Below are 21,457 nucleotides of genomic sequence, written 5' to 3'. Positions count from 1 at the left end.
AACAGGTCAGTTTATGGACACCCCGGAACGCTGCCCATGGTGTGGCGACGACCCACTCTACGTGCACTATCACGACACCGTGTGGGGCCGCCCCGAATACGACGATCTCGCCTTGTTCGAAAAACTCTGCCTGGACGGTCAACAGGCCGGCCTGAGCTGGATCACCATCCTGCGAAAACAGGAGAACTATCGCGCGGCTTACGATCACTTCGATCCGGAAAAGATCGTGCAATACGACGAGAGCACGGTTGAGGCGCTGCTCAGCGACCCGGGCATTATCCGCAACCGGCTCAAGGTACAGTCAATCATCAAGAATGCCCGTGGCTATCTGGATTTGCGTGATAAAGGCACAGGGTTCAGTGACTTTCTCTGGTCCTTCGTTGAACACCAGCCAATCCAGAACCGCTGGCGCTCCTTTTCCGAGGTTCCCACGGCCACGCCGGAATCCGAAGCCATGTCGAAAGCCCTGAAACGCGCCGGGTTCACCTTTGTCGGTCCTACCATCGTCTACGCGTTTATGCAGGCAACGGGCATGGTGAACGACCATCTGGTGGCGTGCCCACAACATCGGGAGTGCTATTTACTGAGCCAATGATCTCAATAGGCTGAGGGGTCGTAAGTTCTGGAGTGTTATGAACCACGGAGCTTGTCTGTGCGAATCACCCTCGACCAACTCAGAAGCATGCAGAGTCCGGTTATCGACCTGCTTGAGATCCTTTCGCTTGAGGGCCAACATTACATGGCGCGCCTCAGCATTGATGACCAACCTCTGCTGCTCTCTGAAAAAAACGGCACTACCTCACTGTTCCGAAGCGCCTGGCAAATCCAGGATACCCTGGCTTCGTTTGATATCCGTGAAACCCAGGTTGTGCACCCTTCCGCCTACCACGAAATGGTTGGCATGGAACCCTCAGAAGTTGAACCCATGAGAATCCGGGTTCAGAGGCAGAAACCGTGATTGCAGTAGCAAGACTCGCCATCCTTGTTGGCATCGCGGGGCTGGTTCCTTTTATCGGCCTTCTCGCAGGGCTGTTCTTGATGCCTCAGTACAGCGTGGCGCTGTTGGGCTATTTCTATCTGTACAGTGCCGGCATCCTGGCCTTCATGGCTGGCGTCTACTGGCCCATTGCCATGCAGTTGGACAACTGCTCCTATCCCCTGTCGCCCATCGTTACCATACTGCTTAGCCAGGTATTTTTTGTCTCAGCAGGCCTCGGCTTGCTGTTGCCGGTAACCGGTCAGATTGTGCTCTACACCATCGCCTATCTGGCGCTCTACATGGTGGATGCTCGCTGGATGAAGGTTTACTGGCCCGCGTGGTATTTGCGGCTTCGACTTCTTCTTACCTCGGTGGTCGTGGTTTGTCAGCTCACAGCGGCCGCCTGGTTTTTCCTTCTCCACGCGGCGCACTGAGCCTTTCCGGGAAGTGCGGAGCCTGATGGACGATCAGGCTCCAAAGGCGTCTTCAGGTGTTTCGTAGCGACTTTGCAGTTTCCTCAATGCGGTCTTCTCAATCTGGCGCACCCGCTCCCGGCTGATACCAAGATCATCGGAGATCACCTGCAGCGTTTCCGGTTCCGGCAGACCAAGACCGTAGCGACGCGACAGGATGTCCTTCTCCCGATCACTCAGCTCGCTGAGCATGGATTTGAGCGTCCGTCGACGATCGCGATCAGACATCGGGTGATCGGGCGCCATCTGATCGCCGGCGTCCAGGCTATCGCCAAGGGTGACCGAACCGTCTTCCACCAGCGGAACGTCCGTAGACAGCTCCCTGGTCGCCAGGGCTCTCAGTTCGCCAATCCTGGACGGGCTGGCTTCCATCTCGCGGGCCAGCTCGGTCTGGGACGGCGTCCGGCCCAGGCTCTGGTGCAGCCTCAAAGACAGCTTCTGCAGCTGACGGATTTCATCCACCACGTTTTCCGGCGTATGCACCAGACGGGTGCCGCGCTGCAGGCAGCGTTTGACCTCCTCACTGATCCACCAGTAGGCGTAGGTCGAGAAGCGGAAGCCCTTGGTGGGATCAAACCGCTCCACGGCCTTGATCAGGCCCACGTTCGCATCCTGAATCAGGTCTGACATGGGGATGCCGTGCTGCCCGTAGCGACGGGCGATGTGCACCGCCAGGCGCAGGTTGCTCTGGATGAGCTTGCGCCGGCAGGCCGTGGCGAGGTGGAACGCCCGACGACATCGGGAGGAAAACGCACAGGCATCTCCGAGGCTACCAATCACTTCCCGAAACGTCTGCGGGGTTTCCTCCGGCAGGGCCAGTTCGGTACTGATGATTTGGTAACACAGAGTCAGTTTGCGGGAGAGGCGGCGTTCAGCCTCGTCTGTCAGCAGTTCATACCGGGACGCATCCCTGAAGTACAGCCCGACCAGGGAATCCCTTTCACCATCGTTGGGCATTGTCGGAGACGGTCCCAGCCGTTCAGTCGTTCGCATGGCTAAGGTACCGGTCAAAATTTACATCAGGGAATACGACGTGGAGAAGCTGATGGATTTACCGGGGGAGGGTCAGTAAAAACCCACAGGCGACACGAGCGGTCGGCCTGTGGGCATCGCCTGCAAAGCTATGGCAGCTCAGGCTGCGACAATGGCGTACTCGTGGTTATGAGGCTCGATGAGTACGCCGTGCAGAGCTACGATCGCCTTCTCGTAGTCATCCTCATCCACCACAAACTGGATATCCACCTGACGCATGCACTGGTGCAACGCCAGAACGCTGATTTCCTCATCAGCCAGCGCCTTGACGGAGCGGGACAGAATGCCCGGAACCTTCATATCGCTGCCGATCGCCGAAACCACAGCCACTTTCCGGGTGTTGATCTCGGCATTGGGGAACTCTTCCTTCAGCGCCTTGACCACCCGCTTGACGTGTTTGAGCGTGCTGCCCACGTAATGGGTGATGGTGTTGGCGTTGGTGTCCTTGGACAGGAACCGAACCTTGAAACGGCTCAACACATCCAGGATACGGCGGTCGGAACCGGGCTCGCCCTGCATGTCCTGATCGAACACTTCCACGGCAAACACACCCTTGGCGCCGGCAATGATCTCCACCTGGGGTTTCTCACTGACGTAATCGCCGGTGATCAGGGTACCGGTGTGCTCCGGTTCAAAGGTATTCATCACCCGCAGCGGAATCTCGTTCTGGCGCATGCCCTTGCCGGCGCGGGGATGGATCGCCTCCATGCCCAGGTTGGCCAGCTGGTCTGCCACGTCGTAGTTGGTGCGGCCCAGGGGTACCACCTTGTCCGCGCCAACGATGTTGGGATCGGCAGAGCTCAGATGGTATTCCTTGTGGATGATCGCCTCGCGGGCCTCGGTGATCACGGCCACCCGGCTGAAGGTCATCTCACTGTAGCCGCGGTCGAAGGTCCGCATCAGACCTTCTTTACACTGGGCATAACCGGTCACGATCGGCAGTTCGCGGCTCAGGTCCACGGCATCGAAGGCCTGCTTGAGCTTCTCGTCAAGCGGCAGCAGCTCGTTGTCGCGCCAGCCGGTCAGATCCACGAAGCGGGCATTGATGCCTTCCTGCTGGAGCTTCAGGGCGGTGTTGAAGGCACTGTGGGCCTCACCGATGCCGGCCAGCATTTCACGTACAGTGAGCAGATGCTCTTCCAGCTGGAACTGGCCGTAGGAACACAGGCGCTGCAGGTCGATCAGGCAGCCCCGCACACCCTCGATGCGGTCGGTGATGAACTGGTCCGCCTGCTGCTTGAGCATCGGGTCTTCGAACAGCTCACCGTTGATATCAGTCAGAAACTTGACCAATTTGGTGAGGTCGTCGCCCCAGGCCCAGTCCGACTCGGCATCCGCAAACAGGGCATAGACGCCCGGCTCACCGGTCTTCTTGTGTTCCAGCAACTCGTTGGTCACGCCACCGTAGGCAGAGACCACAAAAATGCGCTGGTACAGATTGTCCTTCTTGCGATTACCGATAATGATATTGTCACGGACGGCCTCGTAGTTGCTCATCGAGGTGCCGCCGATTTTTTCAACGGTATGTAGTTGGCTGGTCATAATCTTGCCTTTGCTATCCTGCAGCATGTATGTCCGGAAGTGCGGGCGCCTTACGACGCCTCGCTGAGCCCTTCCTGCATGATTTCGTCCACACTTTTCGCCAGCAGGGCAGCCCCTTTCTTCAGGTCTTCCTCGCTGGTCGTCAACGGCATCAGGCACTTGATGACTTCATCATTCGGACCACTGGTCTCGATGATCAGGCCGTGCTCGAAGGCACGTTTGGTAATCGGGCCTGTGATGTCCGCGTGGGTTGCTTCAATACCACGCATCAAACCGCGCCCCTTCATTTTGAACTGACCGGGGTACTTGTCGCAAATCGCCTGCAGCGCATCGCCCAGCACCTTGGTCTTGGCCTTGACCTCGTTGGCGAAGGCGTCGTCCTTCCAGTAGTTCTCAACCGCGGCACGGGCAGTGATGAAAGCCATGTTGTTACCACGGAAGGTACCGTTGTGCTCGCCCGGATCCCAGACATCCAGCTCCGGCTTGAACAACACCAGCGCCATTGGCAGACCATAGCCACTGAGGGACTTGGAAACCGTTACGATGTCCGGCTTGATGCCGGCGAATTCAAAACTGAAGAACTCACCGGTGCGGCCATTACCCGCCTGGATGTCATCCAGAATCAGCAGGATGTCGTGCTTCTTGCAAAGCTCAGACAGACCCTTCAGCCATTCCGCGCGACAGGCGTTCAGACCACCCTCGCCCTGGACGGCTTCCACAATCACCGCCGCTGGCAGTTCGAAGCCCGAAGAGCCGTCGCTCAGCAGTTTGTCCATGATCGCCAGGGTATCGACATCATCGCCCAGGTAGCCGTCATAGAACATGAAGTCGACATTACCCAGCGGCGTACCAACACCGCCCCGGTGGTGCTTGTTACCGGTGGTGGCAACGGCACCCATGGTGACGCCGTGGAAACCATTGGTGAAGGAAATAATCCCACTGCGGCCTTTCACCTTGCGGGCCAGTTTCAGGGCCGCTTCGACACAGTTGGTGCCGGTGGGGCCGGTAAACTGCATTTTGTAGTCCAGGCCGCGGGGATCCAGGATGTGCTTCTTATAGGCTTCCATGAAGTCGTGCTTGGCCGTGGTAAACATGTCCAGGCCCTGGCTTACGCCATCTGCCTCGATGTATTCAAGCAGTGCTTTCTTCAGGGTATCGTTGTTGTGGCCGTAGTTCAGGGAACCGGCGCCAGCGAGAAAGTCCAGGTATTCCTTGCCATCTTCGGTATACAGATGCGCGTTCTTGGCGCGGTTGAAGATAACCGGAAACGCACGGCTGTATACACGTACTTCGGATTCAGTCGACTTGAAAATTTCCATCGTCTTGCCTCTTAGCATGTCAGGTTCGAGGTAGATGCGCGGCGGCTTAGCAATACTTACGGATGAGTTCGTAAAAGGCCCACCGTGCGTTGATTAAAGCCTTTTGACAGACCTACCTCAGTGGTCTGCCGGCTAATTCAAATCACAGCTTTACAGTCGTTCACAGCCCCGCGATCAGATGACGGGGCCGATCCTGGACCGCGGCTCTCAGACTGGCTTCGTGAAAGGCCCGATACGCAGCAGAAACTCGGAATCATGGTTTCCGCCGAAGTGAGTCTCTTTCTCGAAGTGCTCGTGGTAGGTGAGCTCAGCTCCCATATCACGGGCGAATGAACGGAACAGCGCCCATGAGGCCTCGTTGTCTTCTGTGATGGTCGTCTCCATGTGGGTGACGTTCTTGCACGCATCACGACCAACGATTTCTTTCAGCATCCGCTTGGCGAGGCCCTGTCCACGACCTTTTTCGTGAACCGCCACCTGCCAGACAAACACGGTTTCGGGCTGTTGGGGAGGGATGTATCCGGAGATAAAGCCGACCAGATCGCCTTCCTTCTCCGCGGCCACGCCGGTTTCGGCAAAGTGGCTGCACTGCAACAGGTTGCAGTAAATCGAGTTGGGGTCCAGCGGCGGGCATTCTGCCACCAGCTGGTGGAGCCTGTAGCCATCATCCTTCACCGGTGTGCGAAGCGTGATGGCGGTGGTATTCGATCCTTCTGATGTCATAACGTGATCAGTTCGTGGCAAAAGGTAGTGGTGAATTATATAGACCACAAAATATATTTCAAGTTGGCCCCGGAACCCGCCCACGGCAAGGCCCCAGCTCACTCTTTCAGAATAGACCGGATTGAAGCATTCGCCAGTGACAAAATCGTTAAATTGATGAAGGGAAAATCACATCGTCGGCATGCAGGGAGGTGCCATTCCGAATCCGGTTCCGATAGGACACGGCGGCGGGCGAGCCGGCCGGCCATAACCGGTCAAACTCCGGCAACCAGGCCTCAAGGGAATAGCACACCGGCAGCAGTGACACATTCAGCCCGTGCCGCTCAATGCCGGCAACAGGCTCAGTGACGGGGCTGGAGAAGCCGATCCGGGTAATCAGCCCACGCGGATCAGACTGCAGGTTGCCCATGCCCGCAGAGCCGTTGTTCACCACCACCCGGCTCTGCTCACCCACCAGCCCGGACCAGAGCACCGGCAGGCAGGTGTGGGTGGAGGCAATTACATCGGCCCCCGAGGCCAGGAACCACTCGGTAAGCTTGCCGTCGTTCCCCTCGGTAAAGGATTCGTGAGCCAGACCCCAACCGGCCAGGGAGTCCAGGTCCCCGTGCACCACCAAAACCTTTAGGCCTCCAAAGATCAGGCAGCGATACCTTGGTAAAAATGACAATCGCCGCTGGATATCCGGATGCTCGACGGCAATACCCTGGAGCCGTTCCATGATCCGGTTCGAGCGTTCCACCACGCCCTGATCAACAAAATCCGGATAGGCACAGCCACAACCGGCACCGGCGCTGGGGTTCGCCAGTTCGTAATCCACATTGCCAAGGGAAACCGTGTGATCCAGCACCCGATTATTGATGGCCCGGAACAAGCTGTCGCTGGCGTTGAACCAGTTGAAATCGCCATTGAACACCAGCTTCACCCGGTGTCCCTGCCGCTCCTCCGCCAGCGCCATCTGTTCGATCTCATCCAGGGCCCAGGGATTCCCATAGAGCCCGCCGATGATATAGAGCACGTCCTCGGAGACAGTGCGCGGCTCCTGACACAGATCTTCGGCAGAATAGCGGTACGCCAGTGGACAGCTGCGACCTTCGCTCATAATCTCAGGCCTCACCCGCTGCCAGGGAGCGCCCGGCAAGCCGTCGAAGCAACAGGGGCGCAAAGAAGCCGGCCGTACAGATCAGAAAGCCATAGGCGTTCACGCCCAGCAACATGGCGTACTTGCCATCGCCAATGGCCCAGCTTGCCGGAATCAGACCAACCGCCAGCAACACGCCCAGGCCCAGACCGGTCCAGAAACTCAAATGGAAACTCCAGGGCGACCACTTGGTGAAACCGTAGAACAGGAACACCGGCGCCAGGCCCATCACCATCGTCCCGGAGATAGTGGTGGCCTTGAGGATATCGGTACCGGCAAACATCGGCAGGTTACCCAGGAACGCAAAGATCACCATCACCACAGCACCCACCCTCATACTCGGCAGCTTGTCAGAGGCACGTTGCGCCAGCCGGGGCAGATCGACCGCCAGCGACTTGGCCAGCGAGGTAAAGGTGGAATCCAGAGTGGAACCGGCCGAGGTCATCATCACCACACTCATGAAGAACAACGCCGCCAGCCCCAGAGACTGACCTACTGCCGCGGGCGCGTTACCCATGGCCTCAATGCCGTTAAGCCGGGCATGGACACCCACCAGACTGAAGATAAACACCGCCACGAAGCCCAGCAGCCCGGCCACCACAAAGCTCTTGAGCATGGTCTTTTCTTTGTTCACAAAGCCCCGGTCGGTCAGCACCGGATCGTGGAAGGGATAGCTGAACAGCTGCAGCAGCGCGACCAGCAAGAGATCAAAACCGGCATTGAGCCGGAACTCGCCATTTGTCAGCAAGGCACTGGTATCGTTGGCGGGGATGATGAGGAACAACACCGCCCCCACAAAGAACACAAACACGAACGCCTGAATCACATCGGTAAAAATCGACGACCGCAGCCCACCCTTCAGGCTGTAGGCAAGCGTAAACACCGTAAACAACATCGCCGCCGCGTAATACTCCCACTCACCGGGCAGCCCGAAATAGCCGCCCACCACCGCAGTGTTACTCCAGACCTCGTTATACAAACGGATCAGAATCGCCGCCGCAAACGCCAGGCTCGCCAGCCGACCAAAACGAGAAGTTAGGAAATCCTGCAGACTCTTGGCTCCGGTCTGCGTCCGGATCAGGTAGATGACATAGCCCGCCACCGGAATCGACAGCCAGTAACTGGCATAAGCCAGACCGCCCACCACACCATAAGCCGCACCCAGGTTCGCCGCATTGGTCACCGACTTGGCAAAGATCCAGCTGATAAAAATACTCGCCGTCAACGACCACTGACCCACCGGGTTACCCTGGTCATCGGCGCCCTTATAAAAAGAGTTCGCGTTCTTGCTCTTGGGCGACAGCACATACATCACCACGCCGTAGACCAGCAGGAAACCCCAGAACAGGGAGGCCTCTGTGAAGTTCATGTTTTCTTTCCTTTGTTCTTTGTCGTCTTCCGGGGCTTATTCCGGGGTTTCTGGTTTGGGTGCCTTTCGGGACAGGAAAAAGATGTCTGAGCGAAGCGAGTTGTTTTTCCCAAGGGAAAAAAATCTCACCTCCCAGGCCGCCAATGACCAGCCATCAGTCCTAAGAGGCCCAGAACCAAAACTCAGGCAGGAGCCGAACAACTGGCCCCAAAGCGGTAACAGGAAAAACACCGGTGATGCCGCAACATAATCCGCTCATCCATACTCTCAGCCAGCGTCCCCCCCAGGTCATACTGCGGGTCATCATCCACCAGCGTGCAGGCATACACCCGAACCTGATCGCCCTTCTTCACAAGCATCCGCGTATAGGTGCACATAAAGTGCGACCGGGATTCCTTCGTCGGATACTTCTCCATACACGTCTCGGTAATCTCCGGGCTGCCGTCTTCGGAACCAGGCGTCCCCAGATCCGGAAACGCGGTAAACGCCAGGTTCTCCGGAATGCCCCATTCCCGGAAGATCTCACGGAACGCGGCTTCGACGTCCGCAAGGATTTCCTCCGGGTCGGTCTGGCGGGCAATGGACACCTTGAAGCCCTGTTCAATCAGCCAACGGATGCCCTGGAGGGCTTCATCAAAGCTGCCGTCGCCGCGGTCCTTGTCGTGCCGGGCCCGGTCGGGGAAATCCAGGCTGACCCGGAAATGGATCGGGTAGGGGTTGTCCAGCAACGGCAACACCTGATGCTGGCGTTTGTGCAGTGGCTCGGTGGCGTTGGTGAGCACGAAGCAGGGCCGGTGCTGACTGGCGTAATCCAGGATGTTCACGAAATCCCGGATCACAAAGGGCTCGCCACCGGTGAAGGAAAACTGCTCCACACCCATGTCGATGGCTTCGTGGATAAACGGCTTTACATCACTGAGCTTCATGCCCGGAATGCGGCCATCACCCGGATGCGAACCCTCCAGGCAGAACGGGCAGGCCAGGTTGCAGGCGGTGCCGGTGTGGATCCAGAGTTCTTTGAGCTTGTCCGCATCGATGTAACCCCGAGGGTCGCCGTTGCGGGTGTGGGTCCAGCTGTCGCGGGCCCGGGGTTCCAGGACTTCCACGGCCGGAATGCGATTTTTCCGGGCCGGTCGAACTTCAGTCAGGGGCATGAATGCTCCTCGCTTGTACAGAATTCCAGGGGCAGAGACAGGGGCGATGCCCGTTTGGTTCAGTCATAGCCGTAGGGCCTCAGCTTGTCGTCACTTCTTTTTGCTTAGTCGGCTCGTTTCCACCCCTGCCCCGGCGCCAGCCATGGAGCTTTTCCAGCAGCTTCAGGATGCCTTCGGGGGCATGAGCGCGTTTCCATTCGCCGGCGGCGTATTTGGCCGACTCGTTCCAGGTCGGGTACGGATGAATGGTGCCCAGAATCTTGTTGAGGCCCAGGCCGTGTTTCATCGCCAGGGTAAATTCGGCCAGGATTTCGCCTGCGTGTGTGCCTACCACCACAGCACCCAGGATCTTGTCCTTGCCCGGCGGGGTCAGAACCTTGATGAAGCCGTGGTCCTCACTCTCCGCAATGGCCCGGTCCAGGTCGTCGATACCATAACGGGTCACTTCGTAGGCGACACCCTGCGCTTTTGCTTCGGCTTCGCTAAGCCCTACCCGCGCCACTTCCGGCGAAGTAAAAGTAACCCACGGCATCACCCGGTAGTCCACCGTGAAGCGTTTGAACTGCCCGAAAAGACCGTTCACCGCTGCATACCAGGCCTGATGCGCCGCTGCATGGGTGAACTGGTACGGGCCAGCCACATCGCCGCAGGCGAATACGTTCGGGTAGCGCAGGCTCATGTCCTCCTCCACCGGCACGGTGCCGTTCGGCAGGGTATCCACACCAATCCGTTCGAGGTTCAGGCCGGCGGTGTTGGCCGCACGGCCAACCGCCACGAGAACCTGGTCGAAGGGGATGCGTACCCGCTCACCGTCATGCTCGCAGTACGCAACCTTCTCTCCTTCCTCTATACGGAACTCGGCGGCGGAATGTTTCAGCCGGACATCCACGCCGTCCGCCTGGAACTGCTTCAGAACCAGTTCGGAGACATCCTCATCTTCCCTGGCCAGAATGCGCTCGCCCATTTCCACCTGGGTCACCTTGCTGCCCAGGCGGGCAAACGCATGGGCGAGTTCGGAGCCAATCGGACCACCGCCCAGCACCAACAGACGCTCGGGCTGTTCTTCCAGCTCCCACAGGTTATCGGACGTCAGCGGCTGCATGTCATTGAGACCGGGGATCGGAGGTACGGCCGGCTTGCCCCCAGTAGCAACAACGATACTGCGGGCGGTCAGGCGCTCCGTGCGGCCATCGTTGTGCCGGACCTCAAGCTCCCAGGGCGACACAAAGCTGGCTTCGCCGGCAATGCAGTCCACTCCCAACTTGCGGTAGCGCTCCGGAGAGTCGTGGGGCTCAACTTTCGCAATAACATCCTTGACCCGGTTCATGATGGTCTTGAACGATCCTTTAACCGGCACCGACTCCAGCCCGTACCGATTGGCGTGGCGCAGGGTATCCGCGGCTTTAGCGCTGCGGATCAGGGCCTTGGAGGGCACGCAGCCGGTATTCAGGCAATCGCCACCCATCTTGTGTTTCTCTATCAGGGCCACCTTGGCTTTCACTGCAGCTGCAATGTACGCGGAGACCAGACCGGCTGAGCCACCGCCGATGACCAGCAGGTTGTAATCAAAATGCCCGGGTTTCTGCCAGCCGGCGTACACCTTCCGGCGGCGGATAAAGCCCACCACAAACTTGGCGATCAGCGGGAACAGGCCCAGCAGGGCAAAGGACAACACCAGGTCGGCCGAGACAATGTCGCCGGTGGACTGGATCTGGCCCAGCTGGGTACCGGCGTTCACGTAAACAAACGTACCCGGAAGCATGGCAATCCAGCTTACCAGTGCGTAGGTGCGAAGCTTCATGGCCGTCAGGCCCATGGCCAGGTTGATCAGGAAGAAGGGGAAAACCGGCACCAGGCGCAGGGTTGCCAGGTAGAAAGCACCATCTTTTTCAATGCCCCGGTCCATCTTGGCCACCGTCTCGCCGTAGCGCTTGCGCAGGGTATCCCGCATCAGGAACCTGGCCTCAAGAAATGCGAGTGAGGCGCCGATGGTTGACGCAATCGAAACGGCAGCCAGACCGTAGAGATTGCCAAAAAAGGCACCACCGGCCAGGGTCATGATGGTAGCACCGGGGAGCGAAAGCGCCGTTACCACGATATAAACAGCGACAAAGCCCAGCACCGCAACCAACAGATTCTGATCAATCCAGTTACCGAGAGACTGCTGGTTTTCTTTCAGATTTTCGAGAGTCAGGAGCTCACTCCCGCCACTGGCGATAAACCCGGTGACCACAGCCGCGATCAGCGCGACCAGAATCCATTTCTTGAGTGTCATGAAAAAATCCTTTCTACCTTGAACGTGATAACGAAGAGACACCCGGACCGGGAAGGTGTTACACCAGGCGCTGGCTCGAAGTTCGTTATCGGCTTACCGTTGTTGTACGTGGATCAGGAGCGCATTGTGTCAACGAATGCTCATGAATATCTAACAATTTGATCACGTACACACTTTGGAATTAGCGGGAAATTTATTGACCGATTCCCTAACTTACTACCATTCTTGAACAATTGCTCATAAAAGAAAACAGTCCAGAGCCGCGAAGCTATCGAATAACCCTCCGGGGCGGACTCACAAACCGAACATAAAGGACTCCCAATGGTCAGCAAGCTTCCGAACGAGAGAAAAGCCGCTATCACCGCAGCCCTGGCCGGAGGCTGGGTCGCAGACGCCGCAAGCCTGGGCCTGCACTGGCTCTACAACCCTGAGCGTATCGCTGAGGTTGGCGGCGAAGCACCGGAATTCCTGCCACCAAAGGCAGACTATTACACCAAGGGCTTCGGTTACTTTGCCCATGAGGGCAAGGACATTGGTGATGTCAGCCACTATGGCGCTGCCACTGGCGTGCTCACCGACAGCCTTCTGGCCAATAACGGCAACCTGGACATCCGGGATTACCAACGCCGGTTTCGTTCTTTCTTCGGCCCCGGGGGCCAGTGGCGGGGATTCATCGATAACCCCACGCGAATCACGCTGGAGAATTTCAACGCCATCGAGCGCAGGGCCGTTGAGCAGGCGCAAGCCACCATGCCCGCTGGGCTGACTGAAAAGCAGAAACGGATATTGGTTCAGAAAGTCATGCCCTACACCCGCCGCCTGAGCGGTGGCCAACTGGCCCAGCCAGTTCGCGAGGCCATCAGTCTGACTTACGAGGCTTCGGACGTACAGGAAGCCGGCGTGCACCTGGCAGAAACCATCGACCGGCATATGGTGCGGGAAAGTGGCGCAGACGATATGCAACTGCCGGCGGTGTCGAAACTGCCACCACTGGTGGCCGCCTACTGCGGTAAAAGCGAACTTCTGGATGTAACTGAAGCCGCTGTCAGGGTCACCAACGACAACGACGTTGCCGTCGCCTGGGCGAAATGCGCAGCGGTGCTTCTGGATCGGCTCTTTCGCGGCGAAGGGCTTTCAGCAGCCATGAACGCTGCCTCTGCCGAAGCACCGGAGCAGGAATCCCTGGAGCAAGCACGAGCGTCCGCGCAACTGGACGGTGTGGCTGCTGGAGGAACCTTTGGTCGAACCTGTTATCTGCAGGAAGCGATGCCCGTGATTTTTCACATCCTTACTCATGCAGGGAGCTACGTAGAGGCCATCCGCGCCAATATTCATTGTGGCGGTGACTCCTGCGGAAGGGCGTGGCTCATTGGCCCTGCCATGGCGGCCATTCACGGTGTTGGCAGTGAGAGCGGCGTCCCTTTGAGCTGGCTGGCCCGGGTAACGGAAGCTGCGACCGTCTATCGGGATATCGAGTCTCTTCTGGGCAATCGAGAATTCTGAGCAGGAATCAGATCCTTCCATCCAGCTGCAGCCAGCGGGATAGCCGGGAGTGCGGGCGTCGGCGAAGATACAGGGGCAATGTGCTCATCACCAACAGTACCGTGGCGGCAGCCACGACGGTCAAGGTGGGATTCAGTTCGAAGGTATGGCCGAGGCCGGCGAAGACAAACGTCATCGGCAGCATTCCCAGCAAGGTGGCCAAGGCATACCGCCACAGGTGTATGGCAGTTACGCCGGCTGCATAGCTGATCAGCGCAAAAGAGAACAGCGGAATGAGCCGGGTCAGGAAAACGGCGATGAACAGGAACCGCTGCGAACCGCGAGCCGAGAATACCGGATTGTTTTCAAGCTTCTGCTGAACAGCATCCCGCCCGAGCACCCGGGCCAGATAAAACGCGACAAGCGAACCCGCCAGGGCGCCAACCACGGCAATCACTGTCCCATGGAACATGCCGTAAACCAGGCCAGAGGCCGCGCTTATCGGCAAGGTGGGGATCGGGCCCACCACCACCGCGAGAATCATCAGAAGCATCAGTAATACCGGCCCAAGAGCGCCCTGGCTGGAAAACCAGTCGGACAGCACCGACGGAGTAAAACTGGCGGGCATGCCGAGGTTCCGCAGCAAAAACCAGATCGCCGCCATCAGTAGCGCGACAATTGCCAGAAGGGAGAAACGGAAAACCAACTGCGAACGGGTCATGCAGCTATTCTACGCGCTATACCCAAAACAGTAAGCAATACCATTGCCCTCCAGAACGCAAAAGGCCGGATGCCATACCGACACCCGGCCCTTCAGGACGCAGCCGTTCGAAACTGCTATCGAATCAGTGCTGCGGCATTACAATTAACGCCAGCCTACACGGTCGAAGATTTTCACCGCTTCCGGGTTGTTGGTCCCCAGAACGCTGACATTGATGTCATCAATGTTCAGGTTGCCCCAGGAATCCAGTACCGGGTTCTTCAGTACGCCTTCTACCGCCGGGAATTCGTGGTTGCTTTCAGCAAAGATCTGCTGGGCGGTATCGGAGGACAGGAACTCCAGGAAACGAACCGCGTTGTCCTTGTTCGGTGCAGTGGCTACCACACCTGCACCACCGATGTTGGCGTGTACGCCACGGCCGTCCTGGTTCGGGAAGATAATGCCAACCTCACGGGCCACTTCACGATCGGCAACATCGTCGGAGTTCAGCAGGCGCGCATAGTAGTAGTGGTTGCCCACGGCCAGGTTACATTCACCGGCAGCGACGGCACGAATCTGGTCAGTGTCACCGCCCTGGGGATCACGGGCCATGTTGTCGACAACACCCTGGGCCCATTCCTGTGCGCCTTCAGTGCCGTGGTACTCGACCAGGCTGGCCAGCAGGGACTGGTTATAAATGTTGCTGGAAGAGCGGATGCAGATCTCGCCCTTGAACTCGGGCTTTGCCAGGTCTTCGTATTGGCTGATCTGGGACGGATCGAAATCAGAGCGATCGTAGTAGATCACACGCAGGCGCTGACTGAAACCGAACCAGTGACCTTCGGGATGACGCAGGGAGTCCGGAAGACGGCTGTTCAGGGTTTCAGAATCAACCGGCTGAAAAATGCCCTCCTGGTCCGCACGCCAGAGATTGCCCGCATCAACCGTGATCAGGATATCAGCGGGGCTGGCGACGCCCTCGCGCTTGATCCGCTGGATGAGAGCGTCGGACTTGCCTTCGATCAGGTTAACCTTGATGCCGGTTTCCTCAGTGAAGGCATTGTAAATGGCCTGGTCGGAATCGTAATGCCGTGCCGAGTACAGGTTCACTTCACTCGCAGATACACTGGTTGCCGCCAGAGTTGTCGCCAGTGCAGAGGCCGCCAGCTTCGCTTTATGAGATACCACGGGATCAATCTCCTTGGTTGTTGAGCGTTATTAATGGTGATAACGATTTGTATTTACGGCGATTAGACCCAACTTTCCTGTAGAAGTCAATGAATAGGAATCAGTCGCTTTTACGTATTCAATACACAATCAGACGCAACAAGATTACAATGTGGTCGTCACCAAAGTTTGTACCGGAAGGCTGGATCGGCACATGAGCATTTATCAGCAAAGCCCCACCTACAATGACCAACTCGAAAACGGTCTGTCGGGCCCTTCACTCATGCTTGACCGTGTTCATTGCCAGTTCCATGGCGATACCGTTGTCAGGGACATCAGTCTACACCTGGAAGCGGGTGAGGTGGTTTGCCTGCTTGGGCCATCAGGCTGCGGCAAAACCACCCTGCTGCGCATTGCAGCAGGGCTTCAGATGCCCTCCAGTGGCAAGGTGTTTCTGGGCCGGTCGCTGGTCTCGGCACCCGGCGGCGTCCAGGTGCCACCCGAAAAACGAAATGTCGGCCTTGCCTTCCAGGAGTCTGCGCTCTTTCCTCACCTGACTGTTCTGGAAAACGTCTGCTTTGGCATCAGCACGCTGCCCAAGAAGCAGAAACAGGCCCGCGCACTGGATCTGCTGGAGCGTCTGGGCATGGCTGGATCCGCCAACGTTTACCCGCACACGCTGTCCGGCGGCCAGCAGCAGAGGGTTGCCCTGGCCAGGGCCCTTGCCCCATCGCCCAGGGTCATGCTGCTGGATGAGCCCTTTTCCAGCCTGGACGCTCGCCTGCGCGATCAGATCCGCGACGACACGCTTCATGTACTCAAAGAGTTGAACACAGCAACCCTGCTGGTTACCCACGACCCCGAGGAAGCCATGTTCATGGCCGATCGGATCGCCCTGATGCGCGACGGCGAAATTGTGCAGACCGGCTCGCCCACGGAACTCTACTGCAACCCCGTGGAGCCCTTCGTGGTCAATTTCTTCGGTCAGGTGAATGAACACGTCGGGATTGTGCATGACGGCCAGGTAGCGACGCCCCTGGGCCGACTGGACGCGTCACGATTCGACGAAGGCGCGAATGTCAGGATTCTGATTCGACCTGAGGCCGTCAAAGTGACGCCACTGGAGGGGAAGGTCGCTGATGATCGCACCAGCCATGTCATTATGTCCCGCCTGCTGGGGCCCACCAGCCTGTTGCATATTTGTGCCCATGGACCAGACGGTCAGGAGATGCATTTGCACGCCAAAGTGCCGGGGGTGTTTCTGCCAGAGGAAGGCCAGGCCGTCTCCCTGGAGCTGGATATGTCCCAGGTGTTCCTGTTTGAGGCAGAAACCTGGCGTTAACCCCGGTCACTGCCCGGACGGGATCGGCGCATCGCCAGGCTGAGAATCACCACGGGGATGATGCCCACGGCAACAATGGCCAGGGAGGACATGGCGGATTCCGCCAGCCGCTCGTCGGAAGCCAGGCTGTAGGCACGCACCGCCAGCGTATCAAAGTTGAACGGCCTGAGAATGATCGTGGCCGGCAGTTCCTTCATCACATCCACGAACACCAGTATGCCGGCCGCCAGCAGGCTGCTGCGCATGATGGGCGTGTGCACCTTGCGCAGGGTGCCACCCGCCGTTTGCCCCAGCGTTCGGGCCGCTGCGTCCATGGACGGCGTCACTTTCCCGAGACTGGCCTCGACAGTGTTGAACGACACCGCCAGGAAACGCACGGTATAGGCGTAGATCAGGACAAATGCACTGCCACTGAGTACCAGCCCCACCATAAATCCGAAGCTGTCCCGGAGAAAAAGATTCAACTGCTGGTCTGCCCAGGCCAGGGGGATCATGATACCAACCGCAACAACCGACCCCGGGATGGCGTAACCCATGGCCGCAACCCGGTTGGCGCCACGAACCCAGGCACTGGGATTCAGGCGTGCCCCATAGCTCAGCATAACCGCAAGACCAACGGCCACCAGCGCCGCGCTCGATGCAAGAATAAAGCTGTTGAACGCAAACTCCAGGAAACGGGTACCGAAGAGTGCATCGCCAGTGGTAATGGCCATCTCCAGCAGGATGAGCGCAGGCACAATGAACCCGATCAGAATGGGCAGGAAACAGACCAAAAAGGCCAGCGCGGCCTGTCCGGATGTTAGCGAATACTCCGGCAAGACCTGGTAGCGCGCCGAAGTATGGTATTGCCTGCCACCGCGGGACACTCGCTCCAGAACCACCACCAGCACCACGAACACCAGCAGACAGGCGGCCAGTTGGGCAGCAGCAACCGGCTCTCCCAGACCAAACCAGGTCCGGTAAATACCGGTGGTAAAGGTATCGACACCAAAGAACTGGACCGCCCCGAACTCGTTCAGTGTTTCCATCAGTACCAGCGAGACCCCACCGATAATGGCGGGACGCGACAGCGGCAGGGCAATGCGCTTGAACATGCGCCACGGGCCAAGGCCCAGAGTGCGACCGACATCGAGTGCGCTCACCGACTGCTCCATGAAGGAGGCACGGGCGAGCAGGTAAACGTAGGGATAAAGCACCATGGTTATCAGCAGTGACGCGCCACCCAGTGACCGGATATCCGGGAAATAGTAGTCACCATACTGCCAGCCAAACCAGTCACGCAAAGTACTCTGCAATGGCCCTGCAAACTGCAGGAAATCGGTGTAGGCATAGGCAATCACATAGGTAGGTACGGCAAGCGGCAACAAGAGCGCCCACTCGAACAGGCGCCTGCCGGGAAACCGGCACATGACCACCAGCCAGGCACAGGCAGTGCCGATCAGGGTGGTACCAATAGCCACCGAGAGACTCAGAACCACCGTGTTGCTCAGATATCTGCCGAGGACAGTACTGACCAGATGGTCCCAGACCTCACCGGACGGGAAAAACACGTGGGCCAGTATAACCAGCACTGGCAGGGCCACCAGCAACGAAATCAGGAAGGTGCTGACTGTCCAGGCGCTGAAACGGTGGGCGCGACGACTGGCGCCATCGGTTGCAAGACCGGAGCCTGTCAGATCGCTTGTTTGTGATGTCGTATGTTCAGCCATAGAGCCTTTGAAGGGCGGGACGGGAACGGGAGTATAAGGGATACGGCGGCGTTATGAAAAATGGCCACCTGGAAGGAACGCACAGTCGCCCCGAAGATAGGAATACATAGAGGCAGGCGAGATCCCAGCTTGTCTTTTTAGCTGGCCAGGCGGTTCACCTGTTCAACAAACGCGGTTGGCAGGGTGTCGATGACCGGCCGGGCATCGCCGCACACATCCGGGTTCGGAGCATCCGGCTCTTTTGCAAGTACCACCGGCGACTCCGACCAGTGCAGCAATTCGAGTTTGCCGTTCTCCTGCTCGACCAGAGCCGTGCAGTGCTCCACCCAGTCCCCGTCGTTGCAATAAAGCCCTTCTTCGCTGCGCAGGAACCCGGCAGAGTGGATGTGACCGCAGATGAAGCCGTCGTAGTTACCTTTCTCGGCCACCGTGAGCGCTGCCAGTTCAAACCGGCGGATAAAGGTGCGGGCCTTGCCGATTCGGCTCTTCACCCAGGCCGCCAGGGACCAGTAGGGCTTGCCCTTCAATCGACGCCAGGCGTTGAACCAGCGGTTCAAACGCAGCAGGAGACCGTGGGCACGGTCACCCACCAGCAGCATCAACGGGCTGCAGCGCACCACCTGATCAAACTGGTCGCCGTGGCAGACCATGAACCGCCGACCATCGGCGGTGGTATGCACCGCCTTGTATCGGAGTTCTATGCCGGCGATGGTCTGTCCGCAGAACCGGCGCAGAAAATCGTCGTGATTGCCGGGCACGTAAACCACGCGGGTTCCACTGGCCGCCAGTTCGATGAGTTTGTGGATAACGGCCTGGTGGGCATCGGGGAAATGCACCCGTCGTTGCATTGCGATCAGGTCAATGATGTCGCCCACCAGGTAGAGCGTTTCGCAGCGTACGTGACTCAGGAAATCCAGCAGGTATTCCGCCTGGCAGTCCGCCGTGCCCAGGTGTACGTCGGAAATGAAAACGCTCCGATAGCTCCGCATGGTGTCTCCCGTCTTTCAACCAGTCCGGATGCTGACACCTTGGCAAGATCCGGTGACGGGGAAATGACAACGAAGAGACAGTTCTGTGACGTTTAGAGGGGAAGCATATGCAGGAAATGGGAAATCCGGTAACCCTCAGGTTACCGGACCATCGAGGGCCAGCCGTTAGCGCAGGTCCGGATTCAGGGTGTAAGTCCCCGTTACACGGGCACTGGCCAGCACATGGCCTGCCATCGCCTCACGCACGTCGTTGCCATCGAACTCACCATCCAGGGCAAGGGTATCCACATCGAGTGCGTGCACCTCGAAGTGGTAGTGATGGATGATCTCATCGTTCCAGGGCGGGCAGGGACCATCGTATCCCGCGTAAGTGCCATTCATGTCGGGGTTGCCCGCCAGGAACTGGGTGTAGTTGTTCACGCCACGGATGCCGATGGGGCCGGGACCCGGCGCCTTGCCCTTGGGGATGACACCATCACTGTCCTCGCCTTCCGGGATACGACTGGTGCCGGCCGGTACGTCCACCAGCAGCCAGTGGAAAAAATCGACTCGCGGAATGTCCTTTGAAACCGTCTTGCCCTCCTGGTTCACGTCGTCTGCGACGCTGGGCACGTCCGGATCGAACATCATCACCACGAAGCTCTTGGTGCCCTCCGGCGCATCGTCCCAGACGATCTCGGGGTTCCGATTGGGACCAAAACTCATATGGTCTTCTTCACTGTAGACCCCGAATGCGAATTTCTCGGGAATCGGCTGGCCTTCATCTATGCCTTGAACCTGAAGTTTCACGGCGTTGCCTCCTGTCGTTTGGGCCGTTGGCTCACTGACTGTGTCTGGGACAGTCTCATTCTGTGATAATACGGTTTTAACACAAAATCGATTCAACTGACCACGGAGCCCCGATGAGCCAACAGAAACCCGGAAAGCCGCAAAAGCCCGCAAACCGGAAAGACGAGGACGCGGTTGCCTTTGCCCAGGGTATTTTCGAGCTTGCCCGCAACGGCGGAGCCGGGCCACTCAGCGTGATGCTTGATGCCGGAGTCCCGGTCAACATGCGCACCAGCGAGGGCGAGACCCTGCTGATCCTGGCCAGCAAACACGGCCATCCGGAAACCGTGCGCCTGCTGCTCGAAAAAGGTGCTGATCGCGACGCCGAGGACAGCAACGGTAACACTGCATGGTCGCTGGCAAAAAACGACAGCGTGCGACGTCTGTTCGAAGAACACAGCCAGTAAGCCGGCATGTTCAACAAAGGCGAGATTGTCCACCACACCCGGGATGCCCTGGGCAGCATCCTGGTGGTCGATTACCGTAAGCATCGGGTACTCACCTTCAATTCGGTATTCGAGCAGAGCAAGATCGACCGTCGTTATCCCTACCTGCCGGTACACGAGTACAACCGGGCCATGATGCTGCCGGCGGTGTTTGCCAACCCCGGCCACGTGACCATTCTGGGCCTGGGCGGCGGTGTCATGGCCGGTGCATTTCACCATCTCTATCCCGAATGCCGAATACACGCTGTGGAACTTCGCCAGGCGGTACTGGATACGGCCAGAGAGTTTTTCGACTTGCCAGACAGCGAGCGCCTTGAGGTCACCATTGCCGATGCCCGGGATGCCCTGGAAAAGCTGGCGGACGCAAGCACCGATATGGTTCTCGCTGACCTGTATAACGCAGACCGGATGAGCCCGGCGCAGGCCCAGAAGCAGTTCGTGGACGAATGTGCCCGTGTGTTAACCGATGACGGCTGGCTGGTGCTGAACTACCACAGAACACCGGATGTCGAAGGCGCCTACTTCCGAAGGCTGAGGAGGCATTTTGCGGTGCTTCTGGGCTTTCGAAGCAAAAGCAACAACACCGTGGTTTATGCCAGCAAACAGCACTTTCAGTCCGTACACCCGAAAGACCCGGTGCTGACAGATCTGGAGAACCGGCTGCCCATAGACTGGCGTCGCTTGATGGCCAAAGTCAGCCGGATGGAATAAGGGGGAAAACCGTTCTGGAGTTGATCCAGGTCCTTGATGATTGCCGGGGATGATCCATAGTTACTGTCATGGAGTCCAT

Annotated in this window: 20 protein-coding genes; 7 read left to right on the top strand and 13 right to left on the bottom strand. The window is 58.3% G+C overall.

From position 1 onward, the window contains the following. The first annotated feature begins 13 nt into the window (after positions 1 to 13). From GJU83_RS09940 to GJU83_RS09930, 3 genes are read left to right on the top strand one after another with little or no spacing between them, the layout of a single operon-like run. Positions 14 to 595 (top strand): DNA-3-methyladenine glycosylase I, encoded by a 582-nt coding sequence (locus tag GJU83_RS09940; protein WP_153634215.1) that lies wholly within the window; start codon positions 14 to 16, stop codon positions 593 to 595. A 57-nt stretch (positions 596 to 652) separates the two neighbouring features. Further along, positions 653 to 958 (top strand): DUF6482 family protein, encoded by a 306-nt coding sequence (locus GJU83_RS09935; RefSeq protein ID WP_069182537.1) that lies wholly within the window; start codon positions 653 to 655, stop codon positions 956 to 958. Next, positions 955 to 1,413, top strand: a complete 459-nt coding sequence (locus tag GJU83_RS09930) for a DUF3429 domain-containing protein (protein ID WP_153634214.1) — start codon at positions 955 to 957, stop codon at positions 1,411 to 1,413. Before GJU83_RS09935 ends, GJU83_RS09930 begins: the two co-directional genes overlap by 4 nt. A 33-nt stretch (positions 1,414 to 1,446) precedes the next feature. On the opposite strand, the gene GJU83_RS09925 is transcribed toward GJU83_RS09930, so the two are convergent. The 8 genes from GJU83_RS09925 to GJU83_RS09890 form a co-directional block, all read right to left on the bottom strand. Further along, the gene (locus GJU83_RS09925) at positions 1,447 to 2,445 is read right to left on the bottom strand and encodes a sigma-70 family RNA polymerase sigma factor (RefSeq protein ID WP_153634213.1); all 999 of its coding nucleotides are present in this window, start codon (positions 2,443 to 2,445) and stop codon (positions 1,447 to 1,449) included. Positions 2,446 to 2,583: 138 nt separating this feature from the next. Continuing rightward, a complete protein-coding gene (locus tag GJU83_RS09920; RefSeq protein WP_153634212.1) occupies positions 2,584 to 4,026 on the bottom strand; it encodes an aspartate kinase in 1,443 nt (480 codons plus the stop codon). Positions 4,027 to 4,076: 50 nt separating this feature from the next. Then, positions 4,077 to 5,345: a diaminobutyrate--2-oxoglutarate transaminase gene (ectB, locus tag GJU83_RS09915; protein WP_136630431.1), complete on the bottom strand. Its 1,269-nt coding sequence runs from the start codon at positions 5,343 to 5,345 to the stop codon at positions 4,077 to 4,079. Between the two features lie 207 nt (positions 5,346 to 5,552). Further along, the gene (gene ectA / locus GJU83_RS09910) at positions 5,553 to 6,068 is read right to left on the bottom strand and encodes a diaminobutyrate acetyltransferase (protein ID WP_069182533.1); all 516 of its coding nucleotides are present in this window, start codon (positions 6,066 to 6,068) and stop codon (positions 5,553 to 5,555) included. 148 nt (positions 6,069 to 6,216) lie between these two features. Further along, the gene (locus GJU83_RS09905) at positions 6,217 to 7,167 is read right to left on the bottom strand and encodes a metallophosphoesterase family protein (protein WP_153634211.1); all 951 of its coding nucleotides are present in this window, start codon (positions 7,165 to 7,167) and stop codon (positions 6,217 to 6,219) included. A gap of 4 nt (positions 7,168 to 7,171) precedes the next feature. Continuing rightward, on the bottom strand, positions 7,172 to 8,575 hold the full coding sequence (locus GJU83_RS09900) for a sodium:solute symporter family transporter (RefSeq protein WP_153634210.1): 1,404 nt from the start codon (positions 8,573 to 8,575) through the stop codon (positions 7,172 to 7,174). Positions 8,576 to 8,757: 182 nt separating this feature from the next. Further along, on the bottom strand, positions 8,758 to 9,729 hold the full coding sequence (locus GJU83_RS09895) for a radical SAM protein (RefSeq protein ID WP_153634209.1): 972 nt from the start codon (positions 9,727 to 9,729) through the stop codon (positions 8,758 to 8,760). 79 nt (positions 9,730 to 9,808) lie between these two features. Continuing rightward, positions 9,809 to 12,004, bottom strand: coding sequence for a dihydrolipoyl dehydrogenase family protein (locus GJU83_RS09890; RefSeq protein ID WP_153634208.1), 2,196 nt, complete (start codon positions 12,002 to 12,004; stop codon positions 9,809 to 9,811). Positions 12,005 to 12,325: 321 nt separating this feature from the next. Between GJU83_RS09890 and GJU83_RS09885 the strand changes: the two genes are divergently transcribed. Then, positions 12,326 to 13,507: an ADP-ribosylglycohydrolase family protein gene (locus GJU83_RS09885; RefSeq protein ID WP_153634207.1), complete on the top strand. Its 1,182-nt coding sequence runs from the start codon at positions 12,326 to 12,328 to the stop codon at positions 13,505 to 13,507. A 7-nt stretch (positions 13,508 to 13,514) separates the two neighbouring features. Here GJU83_RS09885 and GJU83_RS09880 read toward each other — a convergent pair whose 3' ends face one another. Next, the gene (locus GJU83_RS09880; RefSeq protein WP_153634206.1) at positions 13,515 to 14,207 is read right to left on the bottom strand and encodes a TVP38/TMEM64 family protein; all 693 of its coding nucleotides are present in this window, start codon (positions 14,205 to 14,207) and stop codon (positions 13,515 to 13,517) included. 144 nt (positions 14,208 to 14,351) lie between these two features. Continuing rightward, a complete protein-coding gene (locus GJU83_RS09875; RefSeq protein WP_136630440.1) occupies positions 14,352 to 15,374 on the bottom strand; it encodes a Fe(3+) ABC transporter substrate-binding protein in 1,023 nt (340 codons plus the stop codon). Between the two features lie 193 nt (positions 15,375 to 15,567). Here GJU83_RS09875 and GJU83_RS09870 point away from each other — a divergent pair, with 193 nt between their 5' ends. Beyond that, on the top strand, positions 15,568 to 16,695 hold the full coding sequence (locus GJU83_RS09870) for an ABC transporter ATP-binding protein (protein ID WP_069182525.1): 1,128 nt from the start codon (positions 15,568 to 15,570) through the stop codon (positions 16,693 to 16,695). Here the strand turns inward: GJU83_RS09870 and GJU83_RS09865 are convergent. The 3 genes from GJU83_RS09865 to GJU83_RS09855 form a co-directional block, all read right to left on the bottom strand. Then, positions 16,692 to 18,404: an ABC transporter permease gene (locus GJU83_RS09865; RefSeq protein ID WP_153634205.1), complete on the bottom strand. Its 1,713-nt coding sequence runs from the start codon at positions 18,402 to 18,404 to the stop codon at positions 16,692 to 16,694. The genes GJU83_RS09870 and GJU83_RS09865 overlap by 4 nt on opposite strands. 137 nt (positions 18,405 to 18,541) lie before the next feature. Beyond that, positions 18,542 to 19,393: a UDP-2,3-diacylglucosamine diphosphatase gene (locus GJU83_RS09860; RefSeq protein WP_069182523.1), complete on the bottom strand. Its 852-nt coding sequence runs from the start codon at positions 19,391 to 19,393 to the stop codon at positions 18,542 to 18,544. Positions 19,394 to 19,558: 165 nt separating this feature from the next. Further along, entirely contained in the window at positions 19,559 to 20,182 is a 624-nt protein-coding gene (locus GJU83_RS09855) for a YbhB/YbcL family Raf kinase inhibitor-like protein (RefSeq protein ID WP_136631454.1), read from the bottom strand. A 113-nt stretch (positions 20,183 to 20,295) separates the two neighbouring features. On the opposite strand from GJU83_RS09855, the gene GJU83_RS09850 reads away from it, so the two are divergent. Then, positions 20,296 to 20,628: an ankyrin repeat domain-containing protein gene (locus GJU83_RS09850; RefSeq protein ID WP_136631455.1), complete on the top strand. Its 333-nt coding sequence runs from the start codon at positions 20,296 to 20,298 to the stop codon at positions 20,626 to 20,628. A gap of 6 nt (positions 20,629 to 20,634) precedes the next feature. Then, on the top strand, positions 20,635 to 21,378 hold the full coding sequence (locus tag GJU83_RS09845; RefSeq protein WP_153634204.1) for a spermidine synthase: 744 nt from the start codon (positions 20,635 to 20,637) through the stop codon (positions 21,376 to 21,378). Positions 21,379 to 21,457 lie beyond the last annotated feature (79 nt).

It is taken from the genome of Marinobacter salsuginis, from assembly GCF_009617755.1.
GTDB classification, from domain to species: domain Bacteria; phylum Pseudomonadota; class Gammaproteobacteria; order Pseudomonadales; family Oleiphilaceae; genus Marinobacter; species Marinobacter salsuginis.
The sequence above is the reverse complement of the archived record's forward strand: the minus strand, read 5'-3'. Positions and strand labels throughout refer to the sequence as shown.